Below are 25,330 nucleotides of genomic sequence, written 5' to 3'. Positions count from 1 at the left end.
AGCCCCAAGCCCCACGCCCCAATAAGGCCCGCACCATCGCCCGCACCCGGGGCACGCTCCGCCGCGCACGGGGAACGCGGAAGCTCAGCTCATAGGTGTAGGTGGTGTTGCTGGGTGCGTCGAGGTCGCGACTCTCGCTCGCGTTCGGGTACGAGGCGTGGGCGCGGTTTGCCGGTCGCATCAGGTAGGGCCTGACGAGGTCACGGGCGCAGGCGGCGCAGCAGTTGCGTGGTGTGGGTGCGGCGGGACCAGGCGATGTAGCCGAGCACGACGGTCAGGATGGCGGTCGTGAGGACGGCCTGCGGCGCATCCAGCACGGTCAGGTTGAAGACGGTGGCGCCGATCATCAGGCCGATGAAGGCCAGCGCCGCGGCCCCGGACAGTATCGGCACCAGCAGGGCGAGGGCGCCCAGCACCTCCAGGGAGCCGACGGCGTACATGAACCAGTCGCCCCAGCCGATCTTGTCGAACGCCTCGACGGCGGCTTCGGCCCGGAACAGCTTGGGCAGCCCGCTGGCCGCACCGAGGAACAGGGCGAGCAGTACGGTGAGGACCTTCACCGCGATCTCGTGGCGTCGGCCGGGGACGGCACCCTCTCCCGCCGTGGCAATGGACAGGGCGCTGTGTGCCTCGGACATCGTGGTCTCCTTCAGGGGTGTGTAGCGGGGGTCTTGCAGGAACAGACCGCCCTCGGCACCGGAACTCATCGATGCGGGCGCCCCGGTCGGCGCGGCGGGATAATCGCACGCATGACGCTCTCTCCTTCCTCCCTTCGCGCACTCGGTGACGGTCTGCATCTGTGGAAGCCGCCGCGGCGCGGCTGGGGGCTGGCCAACTGCGGGTTGCTGGTGGGGGACGGCGAGGGGCTGTGGATCGACACGCCGTACGACCGGCCGCTGGCGGAGGCGTTTCTCGCGGCGTCCCGGGAAGTGCTGGACGGCGGCGGGATAGCGCGGGTCGTCGTCACGCACGCCAATGGAGACCACCTGTGGGGTGCCGATGTCGTGCCCGACGCCGAGGTGATAGCCACCCGGGAGGCGCGGCACCACATCGAGATGGAGCCGAGTCCGCAGCAGATGCGCAAGCTGATCGAGGGAGCGGGCGCGCAGTCGCCGGTCGGCGGTTATCTCGCCGAGCACTTCGGGCACTTCGACTGGTCCCGTACCAACGTCATCGTTCCCTCGGCCGTGTTCGAGGGCGAGCTGGAGCTGACCGTGGGCGGGCATCCGGTGGTGCTGACCAGTCTGCCGCCCGCGCACACCGCCGGGGACCTGATCGTCCATCTACCCGACCACGGCACCGTGTTCACCGGCGACATCGTCTTCGCCTCGACGCCCGAGGAGCCCGGCGACCATGCGGTGCACTGGGCGGGGCCGCTGGAGAATGTGATCGCGGCGTGCGAGGGGGTGCTCGACAGCGGGGCCGGGACCATCGTCCCCGGCCATGGACCGGTGCTCGACCGGGCGGGGCTGCGCGCGCACATCGACTACCTCAGCCGGCTACGGGAGCGCGCGCACGCCCTGCACGCGCGCGGGGTGTCCGCCGTCGAGGCCGCGCGCACCATCGCCAGCGAGAACCATTGGCCCGAACTCGGGCTGGTGGAGCGGCTGGTGGTCACGGTCAGGACCGAGTACCGGCATCTGGACAGTACGGACCCGGAACCGATAGCCGCGGTCCTGCCCGAGATGGTGGCCTTCGCCGCGGAGAACGCCACCGCCTAGTTACGGCTCAGCCGATATAGACCAGCCGATATGGCTCAGCCGATATCCAGCACCGCCTTGCCGTGCAGGCGGCGGCCGAGGAGGAGCTCGACGGCTTCGGCGGCCTTGTCCAGGGCGCCGCGCCAGGTCGTCCCGGGGTCCAGTACGCCCGCCGCCACCTGCTCCGCGAGCCAGGTCAGATCCCTGGCGAGTCCGTGGCACTGCAGCAGGTGGAAGCTGACGACGGAACGGTCGTGGCGGCGTGCGTCCCCGAACCAGGCGCCGTGCGGGAAGTGCTCGCCGTCGCCGCCCGAGTGCCCGACCGCGACCAGGGTGCCGGATGCGGCCAGCCGGTCGTGTGCTTCGACCAGTTGCCGGCCGCCGACCACGTCCACCACGCCGTCCACCGGCTCACCGGCCTCGGCGGGGCGGGCCACCACCTCGTCCGCGCCGAGGGCGCGCAGCGCCTCCCCGTGCGCCGCCGGGTCGCCGGTGACGGCCACGACGCGGGCGCCGCCCATGCGCGCCAGCTGCACCGCGTAGCGGCCGACTCCGCCTGTCGCGCCGGTGACCATGATCCGGCGGCCGAGCACCGGGCCGGTGCGGTGCAGGGCCCGCAGGGCGCTGGCGCCCGCCACCGGGACGGTGCTGATGGCGCCCAGGTCGGCGCCGTCGGGGACGGTGCCGAGCTGAGCGGTGTCCACGGCGCGGAGCTCCGCCCAGCCGCCGTCCGCGGCGAGGGTCACCACCGGGGTACCGGCCGCTGGGCCTGAGCCGTCGGCGGCGGCGCGTTCGACAACACCTGCGGCGTCCCAGCCGAGCACTGTGCCCTGTTCGGCGAGGGAGGGGCCGAACTTCACCTCCCCGTAGTTGAGGGAGGTGGCCGTCGTCCGGACCAGCGCCTGGTGCGGGGCGGGGGTCGGCTCGGGTGCCTCGCCGAGGCGGAGGCCCACAGGGGCGGAAGAGTCGACAAGCAGGGCTCGCATGGCAGTTACCTCCGTTCGGGGCGGTCACGTACAGCGCGTGGCCGCTTCACGAAGAGATACTGCCACTGAGTGGCACAAGCCATCAAGGGGCATTTGCTGCCGCGGCTACACTTCTGTCATGGCCGCCACCACGAAGGGACCCGACGCGGAGGGGAAGCCCCTGACCCTGCGCGAGCGCAAGAAGCTGCGTACGCGGCAGATGCTCATCGACACCGCACTGGAACAGTTCACCGAGCACGGCTTCGACCGCGTCACACTCGACGCGCTCTGCGATGCCGTGGAGGTCTCCAAGCGCACCTTCTTCCGCACCTTCGACAGCAAGGAGGAGGTGGCCCTGGCCCCGGCCCACGATCTGTGGACGGCCTTTCTGAGGGAGCTGGAGACCGCCGAGCCGGGCAACTCAGCCGAAAGTTCGGCCTTCGCGCTGCTCCGCGACACCCTGCTGGCCACCATCGAGCGGATGGCGGCAGCCGATGGCGGCTGGGCGCAACGCGTGCGACGCAGCCGCCGGCTGGCCGCCGGTGCACCCTCCATCGACGCCCACGGGCTGGCGTTCTGCGACCGCACCAGCGCCGCCGTCGTGGAGCTGGTCAGGCAGCGATTCGAGCTGTCCGGCACCCGGGGCCCGCAGGAAGGGCTGCTGCTCCGGCTGACCGTCGACATCCTGGTGGCTGCCTTCCGCCAGGCCATGGACACGTGGGTCGCCGACCCCGCAGAGCCGGACGCGGCAGGGCTGGTCCGCGCCGCAGCGGACGCCTGCGCCGCGGTGCCGGAGAGTCTGAGCCTCAGGGTGAGCCCCCGCTGAGGGCCGACGCGCATACGGGGCCGCCCGGCCGGAACCGGACGGCCCCAACCAGGCCACTGCCACCAGCAGTTGTTGCAGTTGGCGTGGCAGAACGGGTCCTTCTGCCGATCCGGGTACTGGATGACTGAGCCGCCGTGCGCACCTCGCCCGCCGGGCGGCCTGCGGACACCGCACCCGCAGCACCCGCGGACACAGCGAAGGGGCGGGGCACCAGCAACGGTGCCCCGCCCCTCGGCGACTGGGTCAAGCGGGAGGCGTCAGCCCTCCACGCCCAGCTTCTCCAGGATCATCTGACGGGCGCGGGCCGCGTCCGCCTGGCCCCTGGTGGCCTTCATGACGGCACCGACCAGCGCTCCGGCGGCCTGGATCTTGCCGCCGCGTACCTTCTCGGCGATGTCCGGATTGCCGGCGATGGCCTCGTCCACGGCGGTGCCCAGCGCGCCCTCGTCGGAGACGATCTTCAGGCCGCGCTTCTCGACCACCTCGTCGGGGCCGCCCTCACCGGCCAGCACGCCTTCGATGGTCTGCCGGGCGAGCTTGTCGTTGAGGGAGCCCTCGGCGACCAGCGCGCAGATCCGGGCGATCTGCGCGGGGGTGATGGGCAGCGCGGTCAGCTCGACGCCGTCCTCGTTGGCGCGGCGGGCCAGCTCGCCCATCCACCACTTGCGGGCCTGGTCGGCGGGGGCGCCCGCGTCCACGGTGGTCACGATCGGGTCGACGGCGCCCGCGTTGAGCACCGACTGCATCTCGTGCTCGGAGATGCCCCACTCCTCCTGGAGCCGCTTGCGCCGCAGCCGGGGCAGCTCCGGCAGCGTGCCGCGCAGCTCCTCCACCCACTCCAGGGACGGGGCGACGGGCACCAGGTCGGGCTCGGGGAAGTAGCGGTAGTCCTCCGCCTCCTCCTTGGCCCGGCCCGAGGTGGTGGAGCCGTCGTCCTCGTGGAAGTGCCGGGTCTCCTGGATGATCGTGCCGCCGGACGAGAGCACGGCGGCGTGCCGCTGGATCTCGAACCGGGCCGCACGCTCGACGCTGCGCAGCGAGTTGACGTTCTTCGTCTCGCTGCGGGTGCCGAACTTCTCGGTGCCCTTGGGGCGCAGCGAGAGGTTGACGTCGCAGCGCATCTGGCCCATCTCCATCCGGGCCTCGGAGACGCCGAGCGCCTTGATGAGCTCGCGCAGCTCGGCGACGTACGCCTTGGCGACCTCGGGGGCCCGCTCGCCCGCGCCCACGATGGGCTTGGTGACGATCTCGATGAGCGGGATGCCGGCGCGGTTGTAGTCGAGCAGCGAGTGCGAGGCGCCGTGGATACGGCCGGTGGCCCCGCCCACGTGGGTGGACTTGCCGGTGTCCTCCTCCATATGGGCGCGCTCGATCTCGACGCGGAAGACCTCGCCGTCCTCCAGCTGGACGTCCAGATAGCCGTCGAAGGCGATCGGCTCGTCGTACTGGGAGGTCTGGAAGTTCTTCGGCATGTCCGGATAGAAGTAGTTCTTCCGGGCGAAGCGGCACCACTCGGCGATCCGGCAGTTCAGTGCGAGGCCGATACGGACGGCGGACTCCACGCCCGCCTTGTTGACGACGGGCAGCGCGCCGGGCAGCCCCAGACAGGTCGGGCAGACCTGGCTGTTGGGCTCGGCGCCCAGCTCCGTCGAGCAACCGCAGAACATCTTGGTCCTGGTGCCCAGCTCGACGTGGACCTCGAGGCCCATCACGGGGTCGTAGGAGGCCAGCGCCTCGTCGTACGACACCAGTTCGGTGACGGTCACGGAAAACTTACCTTTCTACCCCTCTGGCCCGCGTCAGTCGTCGGCGAGGATGTCGTCGCTGTCCAGCCGCCGCAGCTCGCGTACGAGCAGCACCACGCCCGTGACGATGCCCGCAGCGGAGACCGCCACATCGATCAGCTGCAGCGTGTCCCCTTCCTTCCTGGCCTCCTTGGCGCGCTTGACGGTGCCGGGGACGCCGATGAGCGAGCCGGCGATCGAGAAGTAGAGCCCGGCCCTGGACTTCTTGAATCCCTTGGCCTTCTGCAGCTTCGAACTCACAGCGACGGTGCCTCCTCTAGCAGCGGGTGACCCCAACGTGCCTGGAAGGCGGCCTCCAGGGCCGCACCGACACGGTAGAGCCTGTCATCGGCCATGGCGGGGGCGATGATCTGCAGCCCCACCGGGAGCCCGTCCTCCGGTGCGAGTCCGCACGGGATCGACATGGCGGAGTTGCCCGCCAGGTTGGACGGGATGGTGCACAGGTCGGCGAGATACATCGCCATCGGGTCGTCGACACGCTCCCCGATCGGGAAGGCGGTGGTGGGCGTGGTCGGCGAGACGACGACGTCCACCTGCTCGAACGCCTTCGCGAAGTCCCGGGTGATCAGCGTACGGACCTTCTGCGCCGAGCCGTAGTAGGCGTCGTAGTAGCCGGAGCTGAGCGCGTAGGTGCCCAGCATGACGCGGCGCTTGACCTCGGGCCCGAAGCCCGCCTCGCGGGTCAGCGCCGTGACCTCCTCCGCCGAGTGGGTGCCGTCGTCGCCGGTGCGCATGCCGTAGCGCATGGCGTCGAAGCGGGCCAGGTTCGAGGAGCACTCGGAGGGGGCGATCAGGTAGTAGGCCGCCAGTGCCTTGGTGAACGAGGGGCAGGACAGCTCCACGATCTCGGCGCCCAGCTCGCGCAGCAGCTCGACCGACTCGTCGAAGCGCTGCATCACCCCGGCCTGGTAGCCCTCGCCGCGGAACTCCTTGACGACGCCGACGCGCATCCCCTGCGCCGTGCCGTTGCGGGCAGCGGCCACGATGTCGGGGACCGGCTGGTCGATGGAGGTCGAGTCCTTCTCGTCGTGCCCCGCGATGACGCTGTGCAGCAGCGCCGCGTCCAGCACCGTACGGGCGCAGGGCCCGCCCTGGTCCAGCGACGAGGAGAAGGCGATCATGCCGTACCGGGAGACCCCGCCGTAGGTGGGCTTCACCCCGACGGTGCCGGTGACGGCAGCGGGCTGGCGGATCGAGCCGCCGGTGTCCGTACCGATCGCGAGCGGCGCCATGTGCGCGGCGAGCGAGGCGGCGGAGCCACCGCCGGAGCCGCCCGGGATACGGGTGAGGTCCCAGGGGTTGGCGGTCGGGCCGTACGCGCTGTTCTCGGTGGAGGACCCCATGGCGAACTCGTCCATGTTGGTCTTGCCGAGGACGACGACGTCGGCGTCCTTGAGGCGCTTGGTGACCGTCGCGTCGTACGGCGGAATCCAGCCCTCCAGGATCTTCGACCCGGCGGTGGTGGGCACGCCCTCGGTGGTGAACAGGTCCTTCAGCGCCAGCGGGACGCCCGCCAGCGGGCCCAGCTGCTCGCCGCGCTCCCGCTTGGCGTCGACCTCGCGGGCCTGCGCGAGTGCGCCCTCGCGGTCCACGTGCAGGAAGGCGTTGATCTTCTCGTCCACCGCCTCGATCCGGGCCAGGTGCGCCTCGGCCGCCTCGACGGCGGTGACCTCACCGCTCGCGATCCGCGCCGCCAGCTCGGCGGCGGTCAGCTTGATCAGTTCGCCGGCCATCCCGGTCACTCCTCCCCCAGGATCTGCGGGACCTTGAAACGCTGCTGCTCCTGCGCCGGGGCGCCGGAGAGCGCCTGCTGCGGGGTCAGCGACGCACGGACCTCGTCGGGTCGCATGACGTTGGTGAGCGGGAGCGGGTGGGAGGTCGGCGGTACGGAAGCGTCGTCGGCGACCTCGGAGACGGCGGCTACCGCGCCGATGATGTCGTCGAGCTGTCCGGCGAAGTGTTCGAGCTCTTCGTCCTTCAGCTCCAGGCGCGCCAGCTTCGCGAGGTGGGCGACCTCCTCGCGCGAGATGCCAGGCATGCAGCGGTCCTCTGGGTGAGTGTCGAATGGTCCGCCCCAATCCTATGGGGCGCCCCCGACTGCCCGGGACTGGCTTTCCTCCCCCGGGCCCGGTCCGGGCGTACGCCGCCGACTGCACCGGGGGCTGCACCGGGGGCAGCCGCATCGTCCCTGGTCAGGAAGGATGCGGTCATGCCTCAAATACCCGAATTGCGGGCATTTGAGAGTGAGGTCACGATGGAGGCTGCTGTCCCCGAAGGAAAAGGAGTGATCTTATGCCTATGGATCGCACTGCGCCGACCGAGACCACCGCACTGGCCGCCGAGGTCGAGGGCCTGATGAACGCCCCCGAACCGGACGGTGTCTTCCGCGACTCCCGTGAGTGCGCGGGCGCGGTACTGCTGGCGGCGCTGCTGCTCGTATCGCCGCCGACCCCCCGCCCCAAGACGGACACCAAGTAAGGGGGCCGTCTTGACGGAACAGGCACAGGGAGCAGCCGCCTTGAGCGCGGTGATCGCTGATGCCGCATCCGAGATCGCCCTTGCCCTCCGCGGCGAGGGCGATCCCTATGCGCTCTCCAGGATCCTGCGGCAGGACGACGGGCTCTCCCCCGCCGCGGTCCGGGTGCTGGGCGCCGACGCTCTCGCCCCGTACGCGCTGGACGGACACCCCGGCGCCGACGGTGCGGGCGGCGCGGACGCGGCAATCGTGCACAGCGCGCTCACCGCTTTCCCGCCCACAGGTGAGACCTCCGCCGTCTCGGTGTGGAGCTACCGCGGACTGGTGGAGGCGTCCCGCGCGTTCCTGGCAGGACACGCCACGAGCCTGCCCGAGCCGCCCGAGCCGGAGGCCGACTGGCTCGCGTCCGACCCCTGGCCCCGGCTGTCCCACCGGGTGTCCCAGCTGGCGTCGCTGGCGCTGCCCGGGCTCGCCCTCGGCCTCACCGACCGGCTGACGGAGCGCACCGAGGACCTGGCCCGCGGCTTCGTCCGCGCCGTCCGCCGCCGCGACTGGCTGCAGTCGGCCGGTCTTGGCCGGTGGCTGGCCAGGATGCCGCGGACCCCGGCCACCCTCGGCCTGGACGACGGGCTGCGCTTCGTACGGCAGATGAGCGACGACCCCAGGGTCGCCGTCCATGTCACCGCGGCGCAGATCTTCTTCGGACGGGCCCGGTGACCGCCACCCGCAGGGCGGCCCCCGCACACCCTCCGCAAGCCGGGAGCGCGGACGCGGAGCTCCTCGACGCCCTGGTGAGCGAGAGCCTGGGCTGGACGGAGCGCAACCGCGACCGCTTCCGGCTGCCCGCGGACGTCACCACCACCGCCGACCCGAACGTGACCCTCAAACCGCTCTGCGAGCTCGCCGAGCTGACGGCGCTGATCGCGGCCTGCCATCCGCTGCCCGCCGTACGCGGCCAGGCGGAGCGGCTGTTCTCGCACGCCTGGCAGGAGACCCGCGAGGGCCACCTGTTCGCCGAACTCGTCCGGGGAGAGCCGCAGGCCACCTACCCGGTGGAGCTGTACGGCGTCTTCGCCAGGGCGGGGCTCCGCAACGCCGCCGTCGACGAACTGATGCGGACCACCACCGCGCTGCGCGGCTGGCGGGTGGCGCGCGAGGACCACACCAGGACACTGGCCGTACTCAACGCCGAGGAACGGATCGGGCTGCCGCGCCACGCGGACTTCGGCGCCGTGCTGGCCCACACCGGGCTGGGCCGGCTGCCGGAGCCCTGGCTGCTGGAGTGCCGAACGGCCTACGGCCTCACCCACGACGTCTTCCACCTCACCGACTGGGGCCGCGACCGGGCCCAGCTCACCGGCGCGGCGGCGGACTACCTGCGGCTGTGGCTGCCCGCCTGGGTGGAGAGCTGGCTGGAGGAGCAGCTGTGGGATCTGGTGGGCGAGTTGCTCGCCGTGACCGCCTGTCTGCCCGGCGCGCCGTTCGACGCGGTGGCCTGGCAGCGGCTGGCCGCCGCCAGAGCGGCCGACGGCGCCCTCCCCGAGCAGGGTGCCGCGCCCCCGCCCGGCGCCTCCGCGGTCGACGCCTTCTTCGCCTGCTACCACTCCACCCTCGTACTGGCCTACGCCGCGACCCTGGCCAGGACCGCCGCCCCGATCCCGGAGAGCGAGGCCCCCGGATGACCATGCTCACCACCGCTCCCCCCGCGCTGCTGCACGCCGTCGGCGACCGCGCGCTGACCTGGCTCGACGCCCACCGCGACTACTTCAGGCTGACCGAGGCCGACCTGGCGCGCGGCGACGCGCTGGTGGAACGCCTCAAGCCGATCGGCGAGCTGGCCATCAACATGCGGATGCTCTTCCGGGAGGGCGTGGCCGGCAGCCGCCAGGGAGCACGGGCCGGAGCGCTGCTGGACTTCGCCTGGCGGGAGTTGCTGGACGGCGGCAACGTGCTGGCCGCACACCAGCACAACGAGCCCTTCTCCCCGGTGTCCCTGGAGATCTACGCGGTCTTCCACGAACTGGGCTACCGGCACCCCGGCCTGGAAGCCGCACTGGACATCCCCCGGCGCACCGCCACCTGGCGCGCGCTGGAAATGCCCCCGAGCCGCCGGCTGGGCGTCCTCAACGCCGAGCGCAGAATGGGGCTGACACCCAGCGGCGACTTCGCCGAGGCCACCGCTGCCACCTGGCTCGGCCGGCGTCCCGAGCCGTGGACGGTCCATCTGCACATCGCCTACGACATCACCCACACCGTCTTCCACCTCACCAACTGGGGCGAGGACCCTGGCCGGCTGCCGCCCCCACTCGCCGACTACCTGGAGCTGTATCTGCCCGCCTGGGCAGCGGACTGGGCCGAGCTCCAGCACTGGGACCTCCTTGGCGAACTCCTCATCGTCGACGCCTGCCTGCCCCGGCCTGCGCTGGACGGGCAGCTGTGGGAGCAGTACGCGACGGCGCAGTCCGGGACGGGGGCGATGCCGGTGTGCGGAGCGATGCCGGAGGGTGACCCGTCCGACGTGTTCGACATCGTGCACCACCCCACACTGGTCGCCGCATTCGCCTCCGCGATGGCCACCTCCCGGTCGCTGTCGGCGGGTGGCGCATGAACCGTGAACGAGCCGCGCTCGAGGACCGGCTCGCCCGCGAGGTGGCCCGCATCGACGCGCCGGACGTGGTGCTGGGCGTGACCCGGCGTGGGAAGCGCACCGTGGTGACCGGGGGGCGCGTCGCCGAGTCCACCACCCCGCGCGAGGCGTTGCGTTATGAGCTGGGCTCGGTCTCCAAGACGTACGCCGTGCTGCTCCTCGCCACACTGGCCGCCGAGGGGGTGCTCGGCCAGGACGACCGGCTGGCCGCCCATCTGCCGTCCAGCCTGCGGCTGCCGCACCGGGCCTCCCGCGGCATCACACTGCGCCACCTGGCCACCCACACCTCAGGACTGCCCCGCATCCCGTACCGGCTGCTGCCCGGCGCGCTGCTGCGCCCCTACGAGAGCGGTTACGCCCGCTACGACACCGAACGGCTGCTGGACGCGTTCGCCGCCACCCGGCCCCGGTATCCGGCGGGCAGACGCTGGATCTACTCGAACTTCGGGGTCTCGCTGCTGGGCCCGGCGCTGGCCCGTGCTGCCGGGGTGGCGTACCCGGCGCTGCTGGGCACCCGGGTGCTGCGGCCACTGGGGCTGACCGGCACCACGCTGCGGCCCGGGCCCGAAGGGGCTGACGCCGTCGGATACCGGGCGGACGGCCACTCCCCCGTCCCCGCCACGGACATGGGTGCGTTCACCGCGGCAGGCGCTGTCCGGGCCACCCCCGACGACCTGCTCGGCTTTCTGGAGGCCCATCTGAACCCGGCCGGTACGCCACTGAGCGGGCCCCTGAAGGAAGTGCAGGTGCCGCAGCTGCAGCGGGGCGGCCGGCGCGGTGAGACCCACACCCTCACCTGGTTCCAGCACCCGGCCCCGGGCGGGCCCTTGCTCTTCCACGCCGGCGCCACCTTCGGCCAGCAGGCGTTCTGCGGCTACCACCCCGCCTCCGGCACGGGGCTCGCGGCGGTGGCCACGCGCCACGGCCGGGCCTGCCGATTGGTGCCCCTCGCATATGAGTTGCTGTACGCGCTCGCCGGGGAGGGCCGTTGAGCGGAGCCCGTCTCCTGTCCTGATGAGGGGCTGCCCCTGCCCGCCGTCCGCAGTCCGCCCGTAGCGTCGTGGCTTTGGGGGTACCCCCCTGCTCGAAGAGCTTGGGGGAGCAGTTCCCCGCGCCCCCTCGGGGCGCCCCCTCCGGCGCCGTCAGGGGGTCCGCGCGGGCGGGGACGGCAAGGTGCGGGCCGCGGGGACATCGCGGGCCCGCAACCACGCGGTGGTCTCCCCGGGGGGCATGGCGGCGGCCACCAACCACCCCTGCACCGCATCGCAGCCCAGATCCCGCAGCCGCTCCCACGTCTCGTCGTCCTCGACGCCCTCCGCGACCACCAACAGGCCCAGCGAGTGCGCCAGATCGACGGTGCAGCGCACGATCTCCGCGTCCTCGGTGTCCACTGCCAGCCGCGCCACGAACGACCGGTCGATCTTCAGCTCGCTCACCGGCAGCCGCCGCAGATGGACCAGCGAGGAGTAGCCCGTACCGAAGTCGTCCAGCGACATCTTGACGCCGTGTCCGGTCAGCCCCGCCAGGGTGTCGGCGGCCTGTTGCGGGTCCTCCAGCAGCACATGCTCGGTGATCTCCAACTGGAGCGCGCCGGGCGGCACCCCGTGCCGGGCCAGCCGGGCGGCGACCGCGCCGGCGAAACCGGGCGAGTGGACGTCGCGCGGCGAGACGTTCACGGCGACCGGCACCGTCAGCCCGCCCGAGCGCCACTTCGCCACCTGGGCGAGCGCGGTCTCCAGCACGTACTCCGTCAGCCGCGGCATCAGCCCGGAGGTCTCGGCGATGGCGATGAACTCGTCCGGAGGCACCCGGCCCCGCTCGGGGTGGGCCCAGCGCACCAGTGCTTCGAGGCCGGAGACGGTGCCGTCGAAGCCGACCTTCGGCTGGTAGTGCAGCTCGACCTCGCCCGCGTCCAGCGCCCGGCGCAGGTCGGCCAGCAGGCCGAGCCGGTCGGGGGTGTTGCCGTCCCGGGTGGCCTCGTAGACCTCGACGGCGGTGCGGTCGCGCTTGGCCTCGTACATCGCCACATCGGCGCGGCGCAGCAGCCCCTCGGCCTCGGTGGCGTGCTCGGGAAAGACGGCGACACCGGCGCTGGCCTCCAGCACCAGCGTCAGCCCGTCCAGGTCGAGCGGGGAGCTGAGCGCGGAGACCAGGCCGCGCGCGATGCGCTGGGCGCTGGTGGTCGAGTCGGCGACCGGCAGCAGCACGGCGAACTCGTCCCCGCCGAGCCGGGCCGCTTCGGCGCCGCGCGGCAGCGCGGCACGCAGCCGCTCGGCGATCTGCAACAGCAGCCGGTCGCCCGCGAGATGGCCGAGAGTGTCGTTGACGGAGCGGAACCGGTCCAGGTCGATCAGGACGAGCGCCGAGCGCGCCGAGGTGCGTTCGGCCTCGTCCAGCGCGGCCCAGGCGCGCTCCAGCAGCCACAGCCGGTTGGGCAGTCCGGTCAGCGGATCGCGCAGCTGCTCCTCGGCGCGGGCGCGGGCGATCCGCAGCGTGGAGTCGAGCGCGATCAGCGGAACGGCGAACAGCGGCAGCAGCGGCGGCTTGTGGACGGCGACCACCACGATGAGCGGCGCGATGCCCAGCAGCGAGAGGGCGATCAGCCCCTGCCGTACCAGCGCGGTACGCAGCGCAGAGGGCAGTCCGCGGGTGCGCGGCGCGAAGCAGAACCACTGGAGCGCCCGGGTGACCAGCAGATACACGGCCGCCACCAGGGGAATCTCCAGCACGGCCCACCAGGTCCAGGTGTCCGGCCGCCACGGGTGCTCCACCGAGGGGTGCACCCCGCACAGCGCGAGGACGAGACCGGCCACGCCGATTCCGAGGATGTCGACGGCGCCCTGCACGAGCGCCTTCCGCCATGTGGTCCGGCGTGCCCCGGCGACCAGGACCACGACGGCGAGACTGACGAGCAGCGCCGGCACCCAGCCGTGCAGCAGCAGGATCGCCAGCGTCAGCGCGGGGCCCGACCCCGTGCCGCCCCACCAGCGGTCCCGGCTCATGGCGACCAGATGCGCCACCACGCAGCCGGTGAGCAGCGCGAACGCCCAGCCGGCCGCGCCATCGGGGAAGAGCGCGCGGCCCTGCCACACCGCCCGGCCGACCCCGGAGGCCAGTCCGAGCGCGGCGGCGGCCACGGCCAGCGCCGGCAGCAGTGGCGGACGGAGCGCCAGCAGCCGCTGGATCCACGGCACTTCCTCGCCACCGCCGGACCCGCCACCGCCCGGCCCGGCACCGCGCGCGCCGCCGTCAGGTCCTGTGCCGCTGCCCGCGCTGCCGCGGGCACCCGCACCCCTGCTCGCCGTCCTGCCCCCGGACCTGCCCGCCCCGGCGTTTCGCCCCGCCACGCGCCGGGTGCCGTCCGAGGGCAGGCGGGAGAACGGGGGCCTGGATGATCCCCCGGAGAAATCCAGCATCCTGGTCCCTCTCGCAGCCGTCCACGCCTGCCCCTCGCCACGACAGGCGTCTATGTCAACAGTAGGCCGCTGCCTGGGCGGAAGGGCAGCGATCGGCCGCTGTTGCCCTGAATGCGTCTACGCCCGTCCGCGCCAACTCCGGTGTGGCATACGGCTGCTGACGGCCCGCAGCCGTATGCCGGGCACGTGAGGGGCGGGGCGCGGGTGGCTGGATGTGGCCTGTGCGCGAAGGGCGGTGCTGCGTAGGTGCGTTGGGGATTGTCCCGGACTCACCCCTGGTGGCACGCTCCGCCGTCAGGCGTCCGCTTCCTCCCCTTCCTCAGTGACCAGCGCGGCCTCCCGGGCGGCCTCGGGCCCCTGTGCCAACAGCACGGCGAAGCCGTCATCGTCCAGAATCGGCACCTTCGCCTGCACCGCCTTGTCGTATTTCGAGCCAGGGTTCTCGCCCACGATGACGAAGTCGGTCTTCTTCGACACCGACCCGGTGACCTTGGCGCCCTGCTCCTGGAGCGCGGCCTTGGCGCCGTCCCTGGTGTAGGAGGCGAGGGTGCCGGTGACGACCGTGGTCAGCCCCGCCAGCGGGCGCGGACCCTCCTCACCGGTGGACTCCTCCTCCATCCGGACTCCAGCGGCTCTCCAGCGCCGGACGATCTCGCGGTGCCATTCCTCGGCGAACCACGCCTTCAGGGAGGCGGCGATCGTCGGCCCCACGCCCTCGGTGGCGGCCAGCTCCTCCTCCTCGGCCTCGGCGATCCTCTCCAGCGAGCGGAACTCGCGGGCCAGCGCCTCGGCGGCGACCGGGCCCACGTGCCGGATGGACAGCCCGGTGATGATCCGGGCGAGCGGGCGGCTCTTGGCGGCCTGGATGTTCTCCAGCATCGCCAGCGTGTTCTTGCGCGGCTCGCCCTTCTGGTTGGCGAAGAGGGTGACGGTCTTCTCCTCGCCGGTCTTCGGGTCGCGCTTGGGCAGTCCGGAGTCCGGGTCGACGACGTACGCCACGATGGGCAGCAGGTCCTCGACGGTCAGATCGAACAGCCCGGCCTCGTCGCGCAGCGGCGGCTCCTGCGGCTCCAGCGGCTGGGTCAGCGCGCTGGCGACGACATAGCCGAAGTGCTCGATGTCCAGCGCCTTGCGGCCCGCCAGATAGAACAGCCGCTCGCGCAACTGGGCCGGGCAGGAGCGGGCGTTGGGGCAGCGCAGATCGACATCGCCCTCCTTCATGGGCTGGAGCGGCGATCCGCACTCGGGGCACTCGGCGGGCATCACGAACTCCCGCTCGCTGCCGTCCCGCAGATCGGCGACCGGGCCCAGGATCTCGGGGATGACGTCGCCCGCCTTGCGCAGCACCACCGTGTCCCCGATGAGCACGCCCTTGGCCTTGACGACGTCCTGGTTGTGCAGGGTGGCGAACTCGACCTCGGAGCCGGCGACCGTGATCGGCTCCACCACCGCATAGGGCGTCACCCGCCCTGTGCGGCCCACCCCGACGCGGATGTCGACCAGCTTGGTGTTGACCTCCTCCGGCGCGTACTTCCACGCGATGGCCCAGCGGGGCGCCCGCGAGGTGGCACCGAGCCGGCCCTGCAGCCGGATCTCGTCCAGCTTGACGACGACGCCGTCGATCTCGTGCTCCACCGAGTGCCGGTGCTCGCCGTAGTGGGCGATGAATTCGCGTACGCCCTCCAGCCCGTCCACCACGGCGGCGTGCGCCGAGGTCGGCAGGCCCCATTCGCGCAGCCGGTGGTAGACGTTCGAGAGCCGGTCGAAGTCCTCCTTGGCGAAGCCCTCCAGGGCGCCGATGCCGTGCACCACCATGTGCAGCGGGCGCGAGGCCGTCACCCGCGGATCCTTCTGGCGCAGCGAACCAGCGGCCGCGTTGCGCGGGTTGGCGAACGGTTTCTCTCCCGCCTCCACCAGCCGGGCGTTCAGCTCCTGGAAGCGTTCCATGGGGAAGAACACCTCGCCGCGCACCTCGACGAGGTCGGGCAGCTTCTCGCCGGTCAGCCGCTCGGGGATGTCGGCGATCGTGCGGATGTTGGGCGTGATGTCCTCGCCCGTACGGCCGTCGCCGCGGGTCGCCGCGCGGGTCAGCCGCCCGTGCTCGTAGGTGAGGTTGACCGCGAGGCCGTCGACCTTGAGCTCGCACAGGAAGTGGTAGTCGACCCCCTCCAGCTCGCGCGCGATCCGGTCCGCCCACTCGCCCAGCTCCGCGTCGTCGAAGGCGTTGTCCAGCGAGAGCATCCGCTCCCGGTGGGCGACCTCGGTGAACTCCGTCTCATAGCGCCCGGCGACCTTCTGGGTCGGTGAGTCCGGGGTGCGCAGCGAGGGGTGCTCCTCCTCCAGGGCCTCCAGCTCGCGCAGCAGCCGGTCGAACTCGGCGTCGCTGATGACCGGTGCGTCCTTCACGTAATACCGGAAGCGGTGCTCCTCGATCTGCTCCGCGAGGCGCTGGTGCTCCTCCCGCTTGTCCGCGGGGACCGTCACGTCCTGCCGCGCCTTGGCGGGGACCGTCCCGTCCTGTTCGCCGGCCACCGTAGGTCCTCCCGTCACTGAGGGTTGTCAGCGAGTGCTCGTGCCGCCCGGGCGCAGTGGGCGAGCGCCGCCCGCGCGTACGCGGGCGAGGCCCCTGCGAGCCCACACGTGGGGGTGACCACGACGGACTCGGACAGCAGGCCCGGAGACAGCCCGAGCCTGCGCCACAACGACCTGACACCCCCGACGCTACCGGCAGGGTCTGACAATGCCCCGCTGTCCGGCTCGGTGGCAGGTACGACACCGGCGAAGAGCGTGACGCCGCCCTCCACCGCCTCACCGACCGCCTCGTCGTCACGTTCGGTGAGCAGCGAGAGGTCCAGGGAGATGCCGTCGGCCCCGGCCCGGCGCAGCAGTCCGAGGGGCACGCCGGGGGCGCACGAGTGCACAACCGTCGGCCCGTCGTGCACGGCGAGCAGTTCGCGGAGCGTCGATTCGACCACCGCGCGGTCCACGGCCGGGTGGGTGCGGTAGCCGCTGGCCGTGCGCACGCTGCCGCGCAGTACGGCGGTCAGCGACGGCTCGTCCAGCTGCAGGACGGGGACGGCGCCCGGCACCCTGCGGCGCACCTCCGCGAGGTGAGCGGCCAGTCCCTCGGCGAGCGAGGCCGCCAGATCGCGGACCGCGCCGTGGTCGCCCAGCATGGCCTCACCGTTGCGCCGCTCCAGCCCCGCGGCCAGCGTCCAGGGGCCGACGACCGACACCTTGATCCCGCGCGGACGGTCTCCCTCGCCGTACCCCTGGGTGAACTCCTCCAGCGCGTCGAGGTCTTCGCCCAGCCAGGCGCGTGCCCGCCGGGTCTCCCGGCCAGGACGGTCGCTGATCCGCCATCCGCTGGGTTCCAGATGCACGTACAGCTCGGCCAGCAGCCCCGCGGTGCGGCCCAGCATGTCCGCGCCAGGCCCTCTGGCGGGGAGCTCGGGGAGGAAGGGCAGGTGCTGCGGGTCCTCCAGCAGACCGGTGGCCGTCTTCGCGGCCTCGCGGGCTTCGGTGCCGGGCATCGAACCGATACCGGTCGCCGCAGCGGGGCCCCAGGGCGCATGTCCGTTCGCGTCGCTCACCGGTCAGCCTCCGGGCCGCACGCTCAGATCGGTGACCTCCGCGCCCCGTGGCAGGTCCAGGGCCGTCAGCACGGTGGTCGCCACCGCCTCCACGGGGATCCACTTGCCCGGGTCGTACTCCTTGCCCTCCTGGCGGTGCACCTTCTCCTGCATCGGGGTGGCGGTGCGGCCGGGGTAGACGGAGGTGACGCGGACGCCGTTGCCGCCCTCCTCGCCGCGCAGCGCGTCCGCCAGCGCCTTGAGGCCGTGCTTGCTGGCCGCGTACGCGCCCCACTCGGGGTTGGCGCGCAGCCCCGCACCGGAGTTGACGAAGACGACGTGGCCGCGGGAGCGGCGCAGCTGCGGCAGCAGCAGCCGGGTCAGCTCGGCGGGCGCCACCAGGTTCGCGGCGAGGGTGGCCTGCCACATCTTCGGGCTGCTCTCGCCCACCGTGCTCAGCTCGACAACGCCTGCGATGTGCAGCAGCGAGTCGATGTCCTGGGGAAGCTGCTGATGCTCGAACGCCCAGGAGAGCCGCTCCGGTTCCGCCAGGTCGCCGACCAGTGTGCGGGCGCCGTCGAACCGGCGGGCGAGCTCCTTGGCGCGGCCGGCGTCGCGGGCCAGCAGCCAGAGGGTGTCGCCGCGGTCCATCAGGCGGCGCGCCACCTCGGCCCCGATTCCGGAGCCCGCGCCTGTGATCACGTGTGTTGCCATGCCCCCATGATCCCGCACCGTGCCGGGCCGCCCACCGCACGGCCCGCGCCCGCGCCGGGCACGCCACCATGTGCGTACCGGAGGCACGCCGCGAAGCGCTGCACCGGGCTCACGCCGCGAAGAACGCCTCCAGCTTGTCGTACTCCTCCAGGCAGCGGCCCGTGCCCAGCGCCACACAGCCGAGCGGCTCGTCGGCCACGGTCACCGGCATGCCCGTCTCCTTCATCAGCCGCTCGTCCAGACCGTGCAGCAGTGCGCCGCCGCCGGTCAGCACGACTCCGCGCTCCATGATGTCGCCGTACAGCTCGGGCGGGCACTCCTCGAAGGCCGCCTGTACGGCCGCCACGATGGAGCGCACCGGGCGTTCCACGGCCTCCACGATCTCCTCGGGCGCCAGCTGGACGACCTTGGGCATACCGGTGTGCTTGTCCCGGCCGCGTACGGGGACGAACTCGCCGCTGCCGAGGGACATCTTGATCTCCTCGGAGGTCCGCTCGCCGACGGCGATGGTGTACTCCCGCTCGATCCAGGAGGCGATGGCCGCGTCCAGCGCGTCGCCGGCCACCCGCGCCGAGCGGGAGACGACCATGCCGCCCAGCGAGATGATGGCGATCTCCGTACTGCCGCCGCCGATGTCCACGACCATCGAGCCGCGGGCCTCGTGCACCGGCAGCCCGGCGCCGATCGCTGCCGCTATGGGCTCCTCGATCAGCCGCACCGAACGGGCTCCGGCCCGGCTGGCGGTCTGCAGCACGGCACGCCGTTCGACACCGGTGACACCGCTGGGTACGCAGACGACGACGCGGGGTGACCTGCCGCGGCCCTTGCCGTCGCGGGCCGCGCGGATGAAGTAGCGGAGCATGCCCTCCGTCGCCTCGAAGTCCGTGATCACGCCGCCTTTGAGGGGGCGGGTGGCGGTGATGGAGCCGGGGGTGCGGCCCACCGCCTGCCGGGCCTGGGCGCCGACGGCGAGCACCTTTCCGGTGTTCGTGTCGATCGCCACCACGGAGGGCTCGTTCAGGACGACGCCGCGGCCCCGTTCGTACACCAGCGTGTTGGCCGTGCCGAGGTCTATGCCGATGTCGCGGCCGCGGAACGGGGAGGAGGCGGAGGGAGCCGAGGTGCGCTTAGCCATGTGTACTCGCCATGTTCGGTGCGGTGTTGTACGAAGTTGTACGTGGTTGTAACGAGGTTGCAAGCACTGGCACGAGTCGTGCCGAATTGTGGTGCTGCCAGCCGCAGCATACCCAACTGTCCTGTTTGCTGCGGCAGGTGGCCCGCACCGGCCCGGCGAGAATCTGGAATCGGAAAGTGGCTGGTCGGAGCGCGTTTTCCGGACAATCGCATGCGTGCGCCAGCGAGTTGGTGGCATAGATCTCCGGGGGGTGGATAGCTATGCACCGGAGACCACGCGCGGTTCACCGAGCCCGAAGCCTGGTGCGTCCTCGGCGACCGCGCCATGGGCCACCGTCTCTACCACTGGAGGTTTCGTCATTTCCGCGCGACCGGCTCAGGAATTCGGAGACAACCCCGTCGAGGTTCGGGAGACCGGACACTACACAGAGGAATACGTCCCCAGCTTCGTGGAGAAGTGGGATTCTCTCATAGATTGGGAGAAGCGAGCGGAGAGCGAGGGAAATTTCTTCATCGACCTGCTTCGGAAGCGGGGCGTAAGGAGCGTTCTCGACGTCGCGACAGGGACCGGGTTCCATTCCGTACGGCTACTGGAAGCCGGGTTCGAAACCGTGAGCGCGGACGGCAGCGCCGATATGCTCGCGATGGCGTTCGAGAACGGAATGAAGAACGGCGACCACATCCTGCGGGTCGTCCAGGCGGACTGGCGATGGCTCAACCGGGACGTTCACGGTGAGTACGACGCCATCGTGTGCCTCGGCAACTCCTTCACGCATCTGTTCTCGGAACGCGACCGGCGCAAGGCGCTGGCCGAGTTCTACGCGATGCTGAAGCACGACGGAATCCTCATCCTGGATCAGCGCAACTACGACGCGATTCTCGATCGCGGCTACTCCAGCAAGCACACGTACTACTACTGCGGCGAAGATGTCGCAGTGGAACCGGAATACGTCGACGAGGGGCTGTGCCGCATGCGGTACCGCTTCCCGGACAGCTCGGCCTACCACCTCAACATGTTCCCGCTCCGCAAGGACTACACGCGGCGCCTCATGTCCGAGGTCGGGTTCCAGCGCATCGAGACGTACGGCGACTTCCAGCACACCTACCGGGACGAGCAGCCCGACTTCTTCGTGCATGTCGCGGAGAAGGAATACCGGATGGAGGATCAGGGAGAAGGCGCTTACGGCGGTGCCGTGAATACGGCGCGGAGTTATTACAACTCCCCGGACGCCGACGCCTTCTATTCCACCGTCTGGGGCGGCGAGGACATTCACGTCGGCGTCTATGCGGACGCCCAGGAGCCCATCGCCGACGCCAGCCGCCGCACCGTCGAGCGGATGGCCTCCGGGCTCGGCCTCACCAAGGCCTCCCGGGTCCTCGACCTCGGCTCCGGCTTCGGCGGCTCGGCCCGCTACCTCGCCGAAACGTTCGGCTGCACCGTACAGGCCCTCAACCTCAGCGAGGTGGAGAACCAGCGGCACAAGGAGCTCAACGCGATCCGCGGTCTGACCGACCGGATCGAGGTCGTGGACGGCTCCTTCGAGAGCGTGCCGTTCCCCGACTCCAGCGTGGACGTGGTCTGGTCGCAGGACGCGTTCCTGCACAGCGGGGACCGGCTGCGGGTGCTGGAGGAGATCCGGCGGGTCCTCAAGCCGGGCGGGCAGCTGGTCTTCACCGACCCGATGGCCGCCGACGGCACCGACCTCAGCGCCATCCAGCCCATCCTGGACCGTATCCACCTGGACGACATGGGCTCCCCCGGCTTCTACAAGCGCGAGCTCACCCGCCTCGGCTTCACCCCGACCCAGCACGCCGACTCCGACGGCGGGTTCGAGGACCTGCGTGAGCAACTCGTCATGCACTACGGGCGGGTGCTGGAGGAGACCGAGCGGCAGGAGGGCGAAGGGCTCGCCTCGAAGGTCAGCAGCGACTATCTCAGCCAGATGAAGAAGGGCCTTGCCCACTGGGTCGACGGCGGCAAGAAGCACCGTCTCACCTGGGGCATCTTCCGCTTCACGCTGGCCAAGGGCTGACCCGGACCCGGACACCGCAGTGCTGCCCGCCCTCCCCTGTCCTGGGAGGGCGGGCAGCCGCCGGACAGCCGGGCTTCCACCGCACCGAGCCCGGTCATAGGCTGTGCGGCATGGCCTCCTCCGCACCCATGAACATCTGTGTCTTCTGCTCCGCCGCCGAGCTCGACAGCGTCTACACCGAAGCAGCCCGCGAGTTCGCGAAGCTCATCGGCAAGCGGGGCCACAGCCTGGTGTGGGGCGGCTCGGACTCCGGGCTGATGAAGGTCGTCGCCGACGGTGTGCAGGAGGCGGGCGGGCGGCTCATCGGCATCTCGGTGGAGTTCCTGCGTGACATGGCACGGGCGAACGCCGACGAGATGGTCGTCGCCGCCGATCTGGCGGAGCGCAAGGCGCTGATGCTGGACCGGGCGGACGCGATCGTGGTCCTGGTCGGCGGCACCGGCACGCTGGACGAGGCGACCGAGATCCTGGAACTGCGCAAGCACGGCATGCACACCAAGCCGGTGGTGCTGCTCAACACGGCGGGCTTCTACGACGGACTCCGGCAGCAGATGGCCCGGATGGAGGCCGAGGGGTTCCTGCCCATCCCGCTGTCGGATCTGGTCACCTTCGCGGACGACGCCCAGCAGGCACTGGAGCTGCTGGGAGCCTGAGCGTTCCGGCCAGCAGCGCCCCGACGCCGGCTCAGGCAGCCGGAACGGCGCGCTCCGTCCGGTCGATCGTCGCGGAGCCCACCACCCGCGTGCCGTCGTACAGCACGATCGCCTGGCCCGGGGCCACTCCGCGCTCCGGCGCGGCGAACCGTACCCGCAGCTCACCGCCGACCAGCTCCGCCTCCACCGGTGTCTCGGCACCGTGCGCGCGCAGCTGTGCCGTGTAGCGGCGGGGGCCGTCCGCGGGCGGCTCGCCGCACCAGCGGGGGCGTACGGCGGTGAGCGCGGCGACGTCGAGGGAGGCAGCGGGGCCCACGGTCACCGTGTTGTCGACCGGGGAGATGTCCAGCACATAGCGGGGCTTGCCGTCCGGGGCCGGGTGGCCCAGCCGCAGGCCCTTGCGCTGGCCGATGGTGAAGCCGTACGCACCGTCGTGGGTGCCCACCTTGGTGCCGGACTCGTCGACCACGTCTCCCTCGGCCCGGCCCAGCCGGGAGGCGAGGAAGCCCTGGGTGTCGCCGTCGGCGATGAAGCAGATGTCGTGGCTGTCGGGCTTCTTGGCCACGGAGAGGCCGCGCCGCTCGGCCTCGGCGCGGATCTCGTCCTTGGTGGTGAGGGTGTCGCCCAGCGGGAACATCGCATGGGCCAGCTGCCGCTCGTCCAGCACCCCGAGCACATAGCTCTGGTCCTTGGCCGCGTCACTCGCCCGGTGCAATTCGCGGCGCCCGTCCTCATGCGTCACCACAGTGGCGTAGTGGCCGGTGCACACCGCGTCGAAGCCCAGCGCGAGCGCCTTGTCCAGCAGCGCGGCAAACTTGATCTTCTCGTTGCAGCGCAGGCAGGGATTGGGCGTACGGCCTGCCTCGTACTCCGCGACGAAGTCCTCCACGACGTCCTCGCGGAAGCGTTCGGCCAGGTCCCACACGTAGAACGGGATGCCGATCACATCGGCGGCACGGCGCGCGTCGTTCGAGTCCTCGATGGTGCAGCAGCCGCGCGCGCCCGTACGGAACGACTTAGGGTTGGCGGACAGAGCCAGATGCACGCCCGTCACGTCGTGTCCCGCCTCGGCGGCGCGGGCCGCCGCGACGGCGGAGTCCACCCCTCCGGACATGGCGGCCAGCACACGCAGCGGGCGCGCGGAGGAGGTCCCCCGCGAGGATGCAGTAGTCATAGCGTCCTCCAGGGTAGACGGAACGACCGGGTGACCCGAACGCGTTAGGAAGCGTATGGGACAGGCGGCGGATGACGGGCGGCCGAACGGCCCCGAGGATGCAGGACCCGGCGACGGCGGTCAGGGGCCCGGCGAGGGCCGGGACGAGGGCGGCCGGCAGAGCGGGGGCGGCCGGCGCAAGCACGGTGTCGCCCGGCGCAGGCTGCTGATCGCGGGCAGCACCGTGCTGGGGCTGGGGGTGCTCGGGGTGGCCACCCAGCAGGAGCTCAAGCGCTGGTGGTGGCGGATGCCGGGGAACGACAAGCCCCGGCTGGAGGGCGAGGTGGACGACGCCCGCGCCCGGTGGGTGGCCGCAGCGGACGGGAACCTGCGGCGCGGGGACCGGCCCGCCGACTACGGCATCGACCGGGTGATCATCCACGTCACGCAGGGCACCGCCGCGGCCGCCGTGAAAGTCTTCCGCAACCCGGCGCACCAGGCCGCCGCGCACTACATCGTCTGCAAGGACGGCCAGATCATCCAGATGATCCGCGAGCTGGATGTCGCCTTCCACGCGGCGAACCGGGAGTACAACGAACGCAGTGTCGGCATCGAGCACGAGGGCTGGATAGACCGCCCGCAGGACTTCACGGAGGCCATGTACCGCTCCTCCGCCAAGCTGACGGCCGGGATCTGCGCGCGGTACGGATTTCCGGCGGATCGCCGGCACATCATCGGGCACAACGAGGTGCCCGGCGCGGATCACACCGATCCGGGCCGGCATTGGGACTGGGACAAGTACCTGCGGCTGGTGCGGACGGAGATGAAGGTGGAGAGCACGTTGCGCGACAAGTGAGCGCCCCGAAGGGGCGCGGGACTGTGTTCATTTGCGGCTCCGCCGCGGTGGGGGTCCCCCCTGTTCGAGCGAAGCCGAGAACTTGGGGGAGCGACCAGCCACAAAGCACCCGCAGACTGCCGCCCACAGACCGGGGCAGCCCCCTCCTCAGCAGCCCTAACTCAACCCCGCGGCCCGGGCGCGCTCGACGACCGGGCCGATCGCTTCGGCGAGGGCGTCCACGTCCGCCTTCGTCGAGGTGTGGCCCAGCGAGAAGCGGAGCGTGCCGCGGGCCAGGTCCGGGTCGGTACCGGTGGCCAGCAGTACGTGGCTGGGCTGCGCGACGCCCGCCGTACAGGCCGAGCCCGTCGAACACTCGATCCCCTGCGCGTCCAGGAGCAGCAGCAGCGAATCGCCCTCGCAGCCGGGGAAGGAGAAGTGCGCGTTGGCCGGGAGCCGCCCGGCCGGGTCGGGGTCGCCGTTGAGCACCGCGTCGGGCACGGCGTCGAGGACGGCCGCCACCAGCGCGTCCCGCAGCGCGCCCACCTCGTGGACGAAGTCGGCCCGCCGCTCGACGGACACCCGCGCTGCCGTGGCGAACGCGGCGATGGCGGGGGTGTCCAGGGTGCCGGAGCGGACATGCCGCTCCTGACCGCCGCCGTGCAGCAGCGGTACGGGGGCGTACTCGCGCCGCAGCAGCAGGGCGCCGACGCCGTAAGGGCCGCCGGTCTTGTGCCCGGTGACGGCCATCGCGGCCAGCCCCGACTCCTCGAAGGAGAGGTCGAGCTGGCCGAACGCCTGCACCGCGTCCGAGTGCAGCGGGACCTCGAACTCCGCTGCCACCTCGGCCAGTTCCGGAATCGGGGTGACGGTGCCGATCTCGTTGTTCGCCCACATCACGGTGGCCAGCGCGACATCGGACGGGTCCCGCCCGATGGCCTCGCGCAGCGCCTCGGGGTGCACCCTCCCGTACCCGTCCACCGGCAGCCACTCCAGGCGCGCGCCCTCGTGCTCGGCGAGCCACTCGACGGCGTCCAGGACTGCGTGGTGCTCCGCCGGACCCGCCAGCACTCTCGTACGCCGCGGGTCCTGGTCCCGGCGCGCCCAGTACAGCCCCTTCACCGCGAGGTTGTCCGCCTCGGTGCCGCCCGCGGTGAAGACCACTTCGCTGGGCCTGGCACCCAGCGAGGCCGCGAGCGACTCCCGGGACTCCTCTACGGTGCGCCGCGCACGCCGCCCCGCGCCGTGCAGCGAGGAGGCGTTGCCGACGACCGCGAGCTGTTCGGTCATCGTCCGCACCGCTTCGGGCCACATGGGCGTGGTGGCGGCGTGGTCGAGATAGGCGGGGTGGGCGGAGTCAGCCATGGTTACTCAATCCTACGGTTCCCCGCGGGGCGCACG

The 25,330-nt window shown here is 71.7% G+C and carries 24 protein-coding genes; 10 read left to right on the top strand and 14 right to left on the bottom strand.

The annotated features are described in order from the left end of the window. Together ITI46_RS10845 and ITI46_RS10840 are read right to left on the bottom strand one after the other, a co-directional pair. Positions 1–181: hypothetical protein (locus tag ITI46_RS10845; protein ID WP_209239252.1), on the bottom strand; the 181-nt coding region annotated here is incomplete at its 3' end. A gap of 19 nt (positions 182–200) precedes the next feature. Further along, positions 201–638 carry a DoxX family protein gene (locus ITI46_RS10840; protein WP_209239251.1) on the bottom strand — a complete coding sequence of 146 codons (438 nt, stop codon included), beginning with the start codon at positions 636–638 and terminating at the stop codon, positions 201–203. 111 nt (positions 639–749) lie between these two features. Here ITI46_RS10840 and ITI46_RS10835 point away from each other — a divergent pair, with 111 nt between their 5' ends. Further along, positions 750–1,721: an MBL fold metallo-hydrolase gene (locus ITI46_RS10835; RefSeq protein ID WP_209239250.1), complete on the top strand. Its 972-nt coding sequence runs from the start codon at positions 750–752 to the stop codon at positions 1,719–1,721. Between the two features lie 35 nt (positions 1,722–1,756). Here the strand turns inward: ITI46_RS10835 and ITI46_RS10830 are convergent, their stop codons facing one another. After that, positions 1,757–2,686, bottom strand: coding sequence for a zinc-binding dehydrogenase (locus ITI46_RS10830; RefSeq protein WP_209239249.1), 930 nt, complete (start codon positions 2,684–2,686; stop codon positions 1,757–1,759). 118 nt (positions 2,687–2,804) lie between these two features. Between ITI46_RS10830 and ITI46_RS10825 the strand changes: the two genes are divergently transcribed. After that, on the top strand, positions 2,805–3,491 hold the full coding sequence (locus tag ITI46_RS10825) for a TetR/AcrR family transcriptional regulator (protein ID WP_209239248.1): 687 nt from the start codon (positions 2,805–2,807) through the stop codon (positions 3,489–3,491). Between the two features lie 257 nt (positions 3,492–3,748). Here the strand turns inward: ITI46_RS10825 and gatB are convergent, their stop codons facing one another. Genes gatB through gatC form a run of 4 tightly spaced genes read right to left on the bottom strand, consistent with a single transcriptional unit; the run spans position 3,749 to position 7,334 of the window. Further along, entirely contained in the window at positions 3,749–5,257 is a 1,509-nt protein-coding gene (gene gatB / locus ITI46_RS10820) for an Asp-tRNA(Asn)/Glu-tRNA(Gln) amidotransferase subunit GatB (RefSeq protein WP_209239247.1), read from the bottom strand. A 33-nt stretch (positions 5,258–5,290) separates the two neighbouring features. After that, positions 5,291–5,536: a hypothetical protein gene (locus ITI46_RS10815; protein WP_209239246.1), complete on the bottom strand. Its 246-nt coding sequence runs from the start codon at positions 5,534–5,536 to the stop codon at positions 5,291–5,293. Continuing rightward, positions 5,533–7,029 carry an Asp-tRNA(Asn)/Glu-tRNA(Gln) amidotransferase subunit GatA gene (gene gatA / locus ITI46_RS10810; RefSeq protein ID WP_209239245.1) on the bottom strand — a complete coding sequence of 499 codons (1,497 nt, stop codon included), beginning with the start codon at positions 7,027–7,029 and terminating at the stop codon, positions 5,533–5,535. Before gatA ends, ITI46_RS10815 begins: the two co-directional genes overlap by 4 nt. 5 nt (positions 7,030–7,034) lie before the next feature. Beyond that, positions 7,035–7,334 carry an Asp-tRNA(Asn)/Glu-tRNA(Gln) amidotransferase subunit GatC gene (gene gatC, locus ITI46_RS10805; RefSeq protein WP_209239244.1) on the bottom strand — a complete coding sequence of 100 codons (300 nt, stop codon included), beginning with the start codon at positions 7,332–7,334 and terminating at the stop codon, positions 7,035–7,037. A 254-nt stretch (positions 7,335–7,588) separates the two neighbouring features. Here gatC and ITI46_RS10800 point away from each other — a divergent pair, with 254 nt between their 5' ends. Genes ITI46_RS10800 through ITI46_RS10780 form a run of 5 tightly spaced genes read left to right on the top strand, consistent with a single transcriptional unit; the run spans position 7,589 to position 11,411 of the window. Continuing rightward, positions 7,589–7,774, top strand: a complete 186-nt coding sequence (locus ITI46_RS10800) for a hypothetical protein (protein WP_209239243.1) — start codon at positions 7,589–7,591, stop codon at positions 7,772–7,774. Positions 7,775–7,823: 49 nt separating this feature from the next. Then, positions 7,824–8,489, top strand: coding sequence for a hypothetical protein (locus tag ITI46_RS10795; protein ID WP_209239258.1), 666 nt, complete (start codon positions 7,824–7,826; stop codon positions 8,487–8,489). Next, positions 8,486–9,454 carry a DUF6895 family protein gene (locus ITI46_RS10790; protein ID WP_307808125.1) on the top strand — a complete coding sequence of 323 codons (969 nt, stop codon included), beginning with the start codon at positions 8,486–8,488 and terminating at the stop codon, positions 9,452–9,454. The genes ITI46_RS10795 and ITI46_RS10790 overlap by 4 nt, the downstream gene beginning before the upstream one ends. Then, a complete protein-coding gene (locus tag ITI46_RS10785) occupies positions 9,451–10,380 on the top strand; it encodes a DUF6895 family protein (RefSeq protein ID WP_209239242.1) in 930 nt (309 codons plus the stop codon). Before ITI46_RS10790 ends, ITI46_RS10785 begins: the two co-directional genes overlap by 4 nt. Then, complete coding sequence (locus tag ITI46_RS10780) at positions 10,377–11,411, top strand: serine hydrolase domain-containing protein (protein WP_209239241.1); 1,035 nt, start codon at positions 10,377–10,379, stop codon at positions 11,409–11,411. The genes ITI46_RS10785 and ITI46_RS10780 overlap by 4 nt, the downstream gene beginning before the upstream one ends. 150 nt (positions 11,412–11,561) lie before the next feature. Here the strand turns inward: ITI46_RS10780 and ITI46_RS10775 are convergent, their stop codons facing one another. The 5 genes from ITI46_RS10775 to ITI46_RS10755 all read right to left on the bottom strand — a co-directional run bounded on the left by ITI46_RS10775 (position 11,562) and on the right by ITI46_RS10755 (position 19,256). Beyond that, complete coding sequence (locus ITI46_RS10775) at positions 11,562–13,835, bottom strand: putative bifunctional diguanylate cyclase/phosphodiesterase (protein WP_209239240.1); 2,274 nt, start codon at positions 13,833–13,835, stop codon at positions 11,562–11,564. Between the two features lie 294 nt (positions 13,836–14,129). Further along, positions 14,130–16,367: an NAD-dependent DNA ligase LigA gene (gene ligA / locus ITI46_RS10770; RefSeq protein WP_307808124.1), complete on the bottom strand. Its 2,238-nt coding sequence runs from the start codon at positions 16,365–16,367 to the stop codon at positions 14,130–14,132. 14 nt (positions 16,368–16,381) lie between these two features. Continuing rightward, positions 16,382–17,428: a methionine synthase gene (locus ITI46_RS10765; protein WP_209239239.1), complete on the bottom strand. Its 1,047-nt coding sequence runs from the start codon at positions 17,426–17,428 to the stop codon at positions 16,382–16,384. A 3-nt stretch (positions 17,429–17,431) separates the two neighbouring features. Beyond that, entirely contained in the window at positions 17,432–18,121 is a 690-nt protein-coding gene (locus tag ITI46_RS10760) for an SDR family oxidoreductase (protein ID WP_209239238.1), read from the bottom strand. 109 nt (positions 18,122–18,230) lie between these two features. Then, the gene (locus ITI46_RS10755) at positions 18,231–19,256 is read right to left on the bottom strand and encodes a rod shape-determining protein (protein ID WP_209239237.1); all 1,026 of its coding nucleotides are present in this window, start codon (positions 19,254–19,256) and stop codon (positions 18,231–18,233) included. A 358-nt stretch (positions 19,257–19,614) separates the two neighbouring features. Here ITI46_RS10755 and ITI46_RS10750 point away from each other — a divergent pair, with 358 nt between their 5' ends. Next, the gene (locus ITI46_RS10750; RefSeq protein WP_443742833.1) at positions 19,615–21,288 is read left to right on the top strand and encodes a glycine/sarcosine N-methyltransferase; all 1,674 of its coding nucleotides are present in this window, start codon (positions 19,615–19,617) and stop codon (positions 21,286–21,288) included. Between the two features lie 128 nt (positions 21,289–21,416). Continuing rightward, complete coding sequence (locus ITI46_RS10745; protein ID WP_209239254.1) at positions 21,417–21,941, top strand: LOG family protein; 525 nt, start codon at positions 21,417–21,419, stop codon at positions 21,939–21,941. A gap of 31 nt (positions 21,942–21,972) precedes the next feature. Here ITI46_RS10745 and mnmA read toward each other — a convergent pair whose 3' ends face one another. Further along, positions 21,973–23,115, bottom strand: a complete 1,143-nt coding sequence (mnmA, locus tag ITI46_RS10740; RefSeq protein WP_209239236.1) for a tRNA 2-thiouridine(34) synthase MnmA — start codon at positions 23,113–23,115, stop codon at positions 21,973–21,975. 55 nt (positions 23,116–23,170) lie between these two features. Between mnmA and ITI46_RS10735 the strand changes: the two genes are divergently transcribed. Further along, the gene (locus ITI46_RS10735; protein ID WP_209239235.1) at positions 23,171–23,950 is read left to right on the top strand and encodes an N-acetylmuramoyl-L-alanine amidase; all 780 of its coding nucleotides are present in this window, start codon (positions 23,171–23,173) and stop codon (positions 23,948–23,950) included. Positions 23,951–24,106: 156 nt separating this feature from the next. Here ITI46_RS10735 and ITI46_RS10730 read toward each other — a convergent pair whose 3' ends face one another. Then, entirely contained in the window at positions 24,107–25,294 is a 1,188-nt protein-coding gene (locus tag ITI46_RS10730; protein WP_209239234.1) for a cysteine desulfurase family protein, read from the bottom strand. Positions 25,295–25,330 lie beyond the last annotated feature (36 nt).

This window comes from Streptomyces oryzae, assembly GCF_017676365.1.
Taxonomy (GTDB): Bacteria; Actinomycetota; Actinomycetes; order Streptomycetales; family Streptomycetaceae; genus Streptomyces; species Streptomyces oryzae.
The sequence above is the reverse complement of the archived record's forward strand: the minus strand, read 5'-3'. Positions and strand labels throughout refer to the sequence as shown.